Here is a 1,715-nt window from a genome sequence, read left to right as displayed (position 1 = left end):
ATGTTTTCCACTATCGGATCTCCTTTGCTGGAAGGGCGTCATCCGCGCTGGGATGCCTCTATTGTTAAACGCTTAAGAGATGATGGTGCTATTACTTTTTGCAAAGCCAAGGTTGCCGAATTCAATTTGGGTCAGGCGCCAGAAGTTTGCAATCCATTGGACCTTGAGCGACAAGTTGGTTTGGCTGCTGGGGCTGCCGCTGCTTTAGTCGCCAGCGGTATCGTGCCCGTTGCAGTGGGTACGCAATCTCTAGGATCTATAGCTGAATCTGCTTCTTATTGTGGTGTAGTGGGCTTTAAGCCTAGCAGTAGCCTAATATCGCAATCGGGTCTCTTTCGTGCTTCAAAAACACTCGAGCAAGTTGGTATCTTTAGTAAGACTGTAGAAGATGCCGCTTTACTAGCTGAGATTGTCTTGGGCTCCGATGAGCAGGATCCGGATACTAAAGGCGTTCTCCCAAGACCGCTTTTGGCAGTTTGCAAAGAAGCAATTCCATTTAAGCCAAACTTTGTTTTCTTGAAAACGCCAGATTGGCTTGATATGGAAGCTGAGGCAAAAGAAGCCATTGAGGCTTTGCTTGAAGAGCTTGCTGATCAAATCACCATAATTGATTTGCCTGAGTCTACGATTCAGTCAAAAGAGTGGCATGAGCTTATTGCGCAGGCGGAGTTCACCCAAGCTTTGGAAACACAAGAGCGTCAAATCTCTAAAAAGCCTCCTAAGAGAATTGCTGACATGATTAAGGCAGGCTCGAAGATCACTGCTCAAGAATACCTCCGAGCGCTCAATGCTATTGAAATGGTATCAAGTAGTTTTGATGAGTTCTTTGATCGCTTTGACTGTATTTTGACGCCTTCAAGCTTAGGCTTTGCACCATTGAAGTCTGAAGCAGCGAGACCTAGTAGTTTGGCAAATTCTCTTTGGGCGGTAACTGGTATGCCAACGATTAGCCTACCAATTTTGCAATCAGGCAATGGACTCCCATTGGGGGTTCAGTTGACTGGTAAACAATTCGACGATGCTCGTCTCTTAAGGACTGCGCGTTGGTTTTTAAATCACTTCAATCAATAACTGGAACTATTGACCATGAAAAAATTATTCCCCCCTTTACTAGCATTAGGTTTATTGCTATTTTTCTTTTTAGCCTACATCCTCAAGCTTAAGCAATTTGATTTATTGCTCTTGCTCACCTTTGGTATTGGTCTGGCGGTATATGACTTCTATCTTTCATATAAAGATAGCAAAGACCAGCGTTAATCAGTTGTAAGTTCTTTTGCGTCAGCTCTCTTGCTGGAGGCGGATCAGCCTCCAGTCAGGTAACTAGTGCAGTTTCTGATCTAGGGCTGTAGCAGCCCAATAGCCTCTCGAATGAGGAGCGCCCGATACGCCATGTAAGTGGCAATAAGTACAAATCCCGATAAGAATAGCTTTGGTATTAGGGAGCCTTCGCTCACTAATTCTGAATTCAGTAGCCCTATTGCTACCGCCAAAAAGAATAGTGCGCCCAGTACCAAAACGACCCAGTTCTCTGCACCTGCAACTTCTTGAGTTTGGTTGCGATACGCAAGCACTTGAAATACCGTATTTTTCTGATATCCCGAAACTATCACGCTATCCCCATCGCTAATCTTCATTGGCGTAGAAAACTTTGCTTCAATAGCTTGCTCACCTAAGTGAAAGCTCGAAATATAAAAACGCCGGTAATAAACGGAGGA

Annotated in this window: 3 protein-coding genes; 2 read left to right on the top strand and 1 reads right to left on the bottom strand. The window is 44.6% G+C overall.

The annotated features are described in order from the left end of the window. Both B7X71_RS16435 and B7X71_RS16430 read left to right on the top strand, forming a co-directional pair. The coding region (locus B7X71_RS16435; RefSeq protein WP_293601522.1) for an amidase at positions 1–1,071 on the top strand (1,071 nt) is incomplete at its 5' end. 15 nt (positions 1,072–1,086) lie between these two features. Beyond that, positions 1,087–1,257 carry a hypothetical protein gene (locus tag B7X71_RS16430; RefSeq protein ID WP_215387242.1) on the top strand — a complete coding sequence of 57 codons (171 nt, stop codon included), beginning with the start codon at positions 1,087–1,089 and terminating at the stop codon, positions 1,255–1,257. A gap of 80 nt (positions 1,258–1,337) precedes the next feature. Here B7X71_RS16430 and B7X71_RS16425 read toward each other — a convergent pair. Further along, on the bottom strand, positions 1,338–1,715 hold a 378-nt coding region (locus B7X71_RS16425), incomplete at its 5' end, for a hypothetical protein (RefSeq protein WP_293601521.1).

The organism is Polynucleobacter sp. 39-46-10 (genome assembly GCF_002282275.1).
This window is presented reverse-complemented; position numbering and strand designations above follow the sequence as displayed.

Bases quoted from the DNA above. Each gene is read 5' to 3' on its own strand.
- B7X71_RS16430 (WP_215387242.1), top strand. From the start codon at position 1,087: ATGAAAAAATTATTCCCCCCTTTACTAGCATTAGGTTTATTGCTATTT.